The sequence below is a fragment of the Citreimonas salinaria genome (genome assembly GCF_900107235.1).
In the GTDB taxonomy this organism is placed as follows: domain Bacteria; phylum Pseudomonadota; class Alphaproteobacteria; order Rhodobacterales; family Rhodobacteraceae; genus Citreimonas; species Citreimonas salinaria.
This window is the reverse complement of sequence record NZ_FNPF01000044.1, coordinates 1-5413: the sequence shown is the minus strand read 5'-3', so window position 1 is coordinate 5413 and position 5413 is coordinate 1. Positions and strand designations below refer to the sequence as shown.

Genomic DNA, 5413 nt, shown 5'->3' with positions numbered 1-5413 from the left:
GTTCCAGCGAGGTGACGGCGGCAAGGACTCTGCCGCGACGGAGCCATTCGGCGGTGTGGTCTTCGTCGTCGATCGCGACGTTTACGAGGTAGTCGGTCGTCCTGGTGAAGGCTGCGATGGCCTTGAGGAACCATGTTCCGAGGCTGTCGGCGTTCGTCGCGACGTTGAGCGTCACCCGCTGCGCGTTTCCGTCCGACCCGGAAAGCTCTGGCAGGTGCTCCATAAGTTCCTTCTCCAGCATACCGACACGGTCCATGTGCCGACAAAGCGACAGGCCCTTCTCTGTGGCGGTACATGGCGTTCCGCGCTCGATCAGCACGGTGCCGAGGCGCTCCTCGAGATGCTTGACGCGCTGCGAGATGGCCGACGGTGTGACATTGAGCGACGCGGCTGCTCTCTCGAAACTGCCTGTCCGAATGACCGCGGCGACGGCCCGAACGGCCGCATAGTCGATCATGATTTAGCATTCCTTCATCTGCATCAGCATACTTAATTTGTCTAATCTTCCGCCGCGGGGTAGCGCAAGGAAAGCACCACCGGATCGGACGCCTGCCTATGGACCTTCCTGTATTCTTCACTGGCATGATGATGAGCCTCAGCCTAATCGTGGCTATCGGCGCGCAGAACGCCTTCGTCCTGCGGCAAGGCCTGCGCGGCGAGCATGTGCTTGCCGTCTGCCTGGCCTGCGCGATCTCGGACGCGATCCTGATTACCATAGGTGTAACCAGCTTCCGCACGGTGTCGGACTGGCTGCCATGGCTTGAACCGGTCATGCGATACGGCGGCGCGGCCTTCCTGATCTGGTATGGGGTGAAGAGCATTCTGTCGGCGGTGCGCTCGGACGAGGCGCTGGCGGCGGATGCCTCGCTGCCCGTGAAGGATCTCTTCCGAACGCTGGTCGCCTGCCTTGCCATCACGTGGCTGAACCCGCACGTTTATCTGGACACGGTCGTGCTGCTGGGTTCCATCTCCACCCAGTTCGGCGACGAACAAGGCTCTTTCGCCGTGGGCGCGATCCTCGGTTCGTTCGTGTTCTTTTTCGCCCTCGGCTACGGCGCCATCCGGCTGCGTCCAGTGTTCGAGCGGCCGGTCGCCTGGCGCATCCTCGAGACGCTCATTGCGCTGGTGATGTGGCTGATCGCGTTCAAGCTGCTGGTCGGAGGGGCGAGATAGTAAACCAGGGTGAGGACGAGGAGACTCAAGATGAGCTTGTTCGAAGGACTATCTGCATTTCCCCTTACCCCCGCAGATGCCGAGGGCCGAGTTGACGCAGATGGCCTCATAAAGCTGGTATCGCGCCTCTCCGCTGCGGGAGTGGACTCGATCGGCCTTCTGGGAAGCACGGGAAGCTAACCCTACCTCTCGCGCGACGAACGTCGCCGGGCTCTTGACGCCGCAATTGAGGTGGTGAACCCGGATATCCCCGTGATGGTAGGCGTGGGCGCATTGCGGACCAGCGATGCGGTCAAACTTGCAAAAGATGCCAAGGAGGCTGGAGCAAAGGCAGGATTGCTATCCGCCATCGCCTATTTGCCGCTCAGCCAGAACGAGATGTTAAAGCACTTTGCCGCGGTGGCAGAAGAAAGTGGGCTGCCCCTTTGCATCTATGACAGTCCGGGCGTAACCAACTTCCGGTTCGGCGACGAGGTGCTTCAGCAACTTGCTGGAATGCCTGGGATCGTTGCGATCAAGAATCCGGCTCCGTCGCCGGAAGCCATCCCGGCGCACCTGACCCATCAGCGCGCTCTCTTTCCTCAGGATTTCTCCATCGGCTACAGCGGGGACTGGTGTTGCCCCCAAGCCATGATCGCCGGTGCCGACGTTTGGTATAGCGTTCTTGCGGGCACGCTTCCGCGGCCATGTCAGCAACTCGTCCGGGCTGCAAAGGCGGGTAACCACGACGAGGTGGAACGCATCAATGTGGCCCTCCAGCCTGTATGGCGACTTTTCCATCACTACACGAGCTTTCGCGTCGTTCATGAAATGGTCCGCCAGCTCCTACTCAGCGATATCGAACCTCCCCGTCCGGTTCTGCCCGTTTGCGAGACGGCAAAAACGGACATCGCTGCTGTTCTACGCGACCTGCCCGAAGAACTCTTGGCTTGAGAATCGACTTGAGAAACGGAGTTCCGTGGAGAGCATGCACCACCTGCTTATCGTCTTTGCCGCCTATGTGATCGCAGCGGTAAGTCCTGATCCCAGCACGCTGCGCATCATGGGCGTAGCGACGAACCACGGTCGTCGTGCCGGACTGACACTCGCGGCCGGTGTCGTGTCCGGCTCCCTGTTCTGGGGGCTTTCGGCGGCAACCGGGGTCTCCGCGCTCCTGGCTTGATACACCGAGGCACTGCACGCTCTGAAGATCGTCGGCGGGCTCTACCTGCTCTATCTCGCGTTCAAGGCCGCCCGAAGTGCCCTGAACAAAGACACGGCCGCCTCAGGCGCGATTCAAGAAAGTACCGCCGCACCGTCGCCGTCGGCCCTCTACCGTCAGGGATTGATCATGCACCTCGCAAATTCGAAAGCGGTGCTGGCTTGGATTGCGCTCGTTACGCTCCGTCTCGGCGTCGATTCGTCGTGGCATGACGTTGCCATTATTCTCGCCGGCTGTGGAATCCTGAGCGTCGTGATCTTCTGCGGCTACGCCCTCGTGTTCTCGACCGTGCCAATGATCAGACTCTATCGGCGTGCCCGGCGCGGGATCGACGGCGTTCTGGCAGTTTTCTTCTGCTTTGCGGGTCTCCGCCTCCTCATGTCGCGCATTTGATAGGGAGACTTGATGCCGCGGAGCGGCTCGTACTTGCGCCCTTCATTCCGGAAGTCTTCGCGGGCGTAGCGAGAATCGAGCACGCGCAGCGAAGGTCCGGAATGTTTGCAATGCGGTCGTTTCTAGACCGCGGAAAATGTCGCGGCTCCTCTGGCTCGGTCAGGATATCCGGCATCGCTTTTTGGTGGGCCGCACCGACCGCCGCGTTGGCCTCGGCGGTCGGGAAGCCGTAGAGGTCCGCGTCGACCGCGCCCTCCTTGATCTTCCGGACGGACGTCCATCGGGTCCAGATCCCTGCGAAGAAGGTCAGGGGTCGATCCTCGCCGCGCGCGAGCCAGGCGGGGGTTCGCGACTTGTCGGGTTCGACCCGGTACTCGCAGAAGCTTGTGAATGGCACGAGGCAGCGATGTTCTGGCCCGAGCCACCGGCGCCAGTGCGGCAATGCCACGTTGCGGATGTTGGTCACGCCGGGATCGGTCTTGCGCGTCTTCAGCGCGAAGCCGGGCGACGGCATTTCCCACCGCACCATGACGAGTTCCCGGCCCTCGGCGCCCTCACGGATGACGGGCGCTGATTGGTCCGGAAAGATTGTTGGCTGCGGTGCGAGATTGCCCGTTCGGTCAGTCCAGACACTGACGATCTCCCGGATCGCCGCCTGGCCCTTCGACAACGAATAGAAATTGCACATGCGCCCTGCCCCGTTGCGCCCGATGCCGGTGGCGCCCGCCCGCAGCTCAGCACGCCTTTCACGGAGAGCCAACATGTCCGCTTGTTATCGCCGGGCCCGCATCTTCATGCAGCGCCATCCCGCGCTCATCGTCCGCGGCAGCATCGTGTTGCTGCTGCTCGTGCACGCGGCGCTCCTCGTCCGCTGACAAGGACGCGCCCGCAGGCAAGCCTGCGGGCGCTGTTGCCAGACCAGTGCCGCGGATCGGGAGAACGTTCCCTGTGTCGGTTGGCTTGATGCCCGACAGGAAAGGATTCCGCCGATGCCGCTCGACAGACTGATCGACCTTCTCGCAGAAGCCGCTGTTCGAAAGCTCTCGCAGGAGCGGGAGGCAAAAGAGGCAGACTGACGCGATGAGGAGACGCTATCGCCGCTCAGGGCTGTTTTCACGGGTTTACCGGCGACATCGTGAATGGTTTCTTACCACCCGGTCGGCAGCGCCAGCCGTCTCTGGCTAAGGGACTGGATGGCGCGCATTTTACCCTCTTCACGCCTGCATTGCGCGCCGGGATAGTCTATGCACCACCCCCCGGCGGGAGCCCCACGCCCCGAGGCGGCGCAAATACATCGTTCCGACGATCCAGATGGGAGATCAGCAACATGAACATGCAATCCACGCCTCGCCGCGTCGCTCTTTATGCCCGCTACACGACGGACATGCAGAACCCGATGTCGATCGAAGACCAGTTTCGCCAGTGCGAGCGGTACGCGCGCCAGCAAGGCTGGACGATCGTTGAGCGCTTCTCCGACAGCGCGGTCAGTGGAACAAAGGGAAAGACCCGCCAAGACTTCACACGCCTCTCGGAAGCCTTGAGAACCGGCTCCTTCGATACCGTCCTCACGGAATCTCTCGACCGCATCTCGCGAGACCCGGAGCACATGGCAGGTTTCTACAAGGCCGCGCGCTTCCCCCTCCGTGGGATCGAAGCGCAGATCTTCCGGTCACTGAAAGCAGAACACGATCAACGGCAATCGCGACCGCGGCACCGGAATCATCAACAACGAGCTCTATATCGGGCGCCGTTTCTGGAACAGACTGAGCTACACCAGGGATCCGGTCACCGAGAAGCGCGTGTCTCGCCTCAACCCGCAAAACGAGTGGCAAGTCATCGAGGTGCCCGAGCTGCGCATCATCGACCAGGATTTATGGGATGAGGTGAAGGCCCGGCAGGCAGCACACACCAAACGCCGCGCCAAGGTCGAGACCACCGACCGCAACAAACTGTCCTCCAGGCGCTGCGTCGGCGGAAGTACCTTCTGTCCGGCCTGCTGGAATGCGGGCTCTGCGGCGGTCGGATGACCGTGGCCGGCGCTGGCAAGTACAAGACCTACTATTGCGCGAACGCCAAGGAGAAGGGGCCCAGCGTCTGCTCCGGTTTCAGGGGGCTGCGCGACAGCATTGCCCTGCCTCTGGTGCTCTCGGGGCTTCGGAACGACCTGATGAAACCGGACGCGTACGTAGCGTTCCGGAAGAGCGTGCAGCAGCGGCTGAAGGCCACGCGCGGCGCCGCCAAGGACGCCCTGGATCTGCACGATAATCGGGTGAGGGGACTGGAGACAGCTCGTCGGAACCCCATCCTGCCGGCGCGCCAGGGCTTGGGATCGCAGTCTCTCGTTGAGGAGCTGAACCAGATCGACGCCGACCTCGTCCGGCTGACGGCAATGCGTGAGGAGATCATCCCGCCAGAGATCAAGCTGCCCGACGGGCTGCCCGACCTCTACCGGGAGATGATCCGCGATATCGCCGCGACGCTCTCGGAGGAGAGCGTCGCGTCGCGTGCCGCCGACGCGCTGCACGAGCTGGTGGATCGGATCGTCGTGGATTGAACTGGCCCCCGTTTCGACCGGACACTCGGGCATAACCATGGAGGCTTAGGCATATGCCTAAGCACGTGCTTATGTCTGACTATGAGATCATT

8 protein-coding genes and 1 pseudogene are annotated in these 5413 nt (G+C 62.2%); 7 read left to right on the top strand and 2 right to left on the bottom strand.

Features of this window, described 5'->3' with window-relative positions; all coding sequences use genetic code 11:
- The coding region (locus BLW27_RS20295) for an ArgP/LysG family DNA-binding transcriptional regulator (protein WP_143042397.1) at positions 1–457 on the bottom strand (457 nt) is incomplete at its 3' end.
- 98 nt (positions 458–555) lie between these two features.
- On the opposite strand from BLW27_RS20295, the gene BLW27_RS20290 reads away from it, so the two are divergent.
- From BLW27_RS20290 to BLW27_RS20280, 4 genes and pseudogenes are all read left to right on the top strand, one after another.
- A complete protein-coding gene (locus BLW27_RS20290; protein WP_089886522.1) occupies positions 556–1173 on the top strand; it encodes a LysE/ArgO family amino acid transporter in 618 nt (205 codons plus the stop codon).
- A gap of 195 nt (positions 1174–1368) precedes the next feature.
- Positions 1369–2106, top strand: a pseudogene (locus tag BLW27_RS20285) (dihydrodipicolinate synthase family protein); the annotation flags it as partial.
- A gap of 34 nt (positions 2107–2140) precedes the next feature.
- Entirely contained in the window at positions 2141–2335 is a 195-nt protein-coding gene (locus tag BLW27_RS21570) for a hypothetical protein (protein WP_218141195.1), read from the top strand.
- Positions 2336–2347: 12 nt separating this feature from the next.
- Entirely contained in the window at positions 2348–2767 is a 420-nt protein-coding gene (locus BLW27_RS20280; protein ID WP_218141196.1) for a LysE family translocator, read from the top strand.
- On the opposite strand, the gene BLW27_RS20275 is transcribed toward BLW27_RS20280, so the two are convergent.
- Positions 2751–3455 (bottom strand): SOS response-associated peptidase family protein, encoded by a 705-nt coding sequence (locus BLW27_RS20275; RefSeq protein WP_089886524.1) that lies wholly within the window; start codon positions 3453–3455, stop codon positions 2751–2753. The two genes, BLW27_RS20280 and BLW27_RS20275, sit on opposite strands and share 17 nt — an antisense overlap.
- Before the next feature lie 639 nt (positions 3456–4094).
- Between BLW27_RS20275 and BLW27_RS22190 the strand changes: the two genes are divergently transcribed.
- From BLW27_RS22190 to BLW27_RS20260, 3 genes are read left to right on the top strand one after another with little or no spacing between them, the layout of a single operon-like run.
- Positions 4095–4649 carry a recombinase family protein gene (locus tag BLW27_RS22190; protein WP_089886519.1) on the top strand — a complete coding sequence of 185 codons (555 nt, stop codon included), beginning with the start codon at positions 4095–4097 and terminating at the stop codon, positions 4647–4649.
- Positions 4531–4794: a recombinase family protein gene (locus tag BLW27_RS20265; RefSeq protein WP_245710975.1), complete on the top strand. Its 264-nt coding sequence runs from the start codon at positions 4531–4533 to the stop codon at positions 4792–4794. Before BLW27_RS22190 ends, BLW27_RS20265 begins: the two co-directional genes overlap by 119 nt.
- Complete coding sequence (locus tag BLW27_RS20260) at positions 4791–5321, top strand: hypothetical protein (protein ID WP_089886515.1); 531 nt, start codon at positions 4791–4793, stop codon at positions 5319–5321. Before BLW27_RS20265 ends, BLW27_RS20260 begins: the two co-directional genes overlap by 4 nt.
- The last annotated feature ends 92 nt before the right edge of the window (positions 5322–5413 follow it).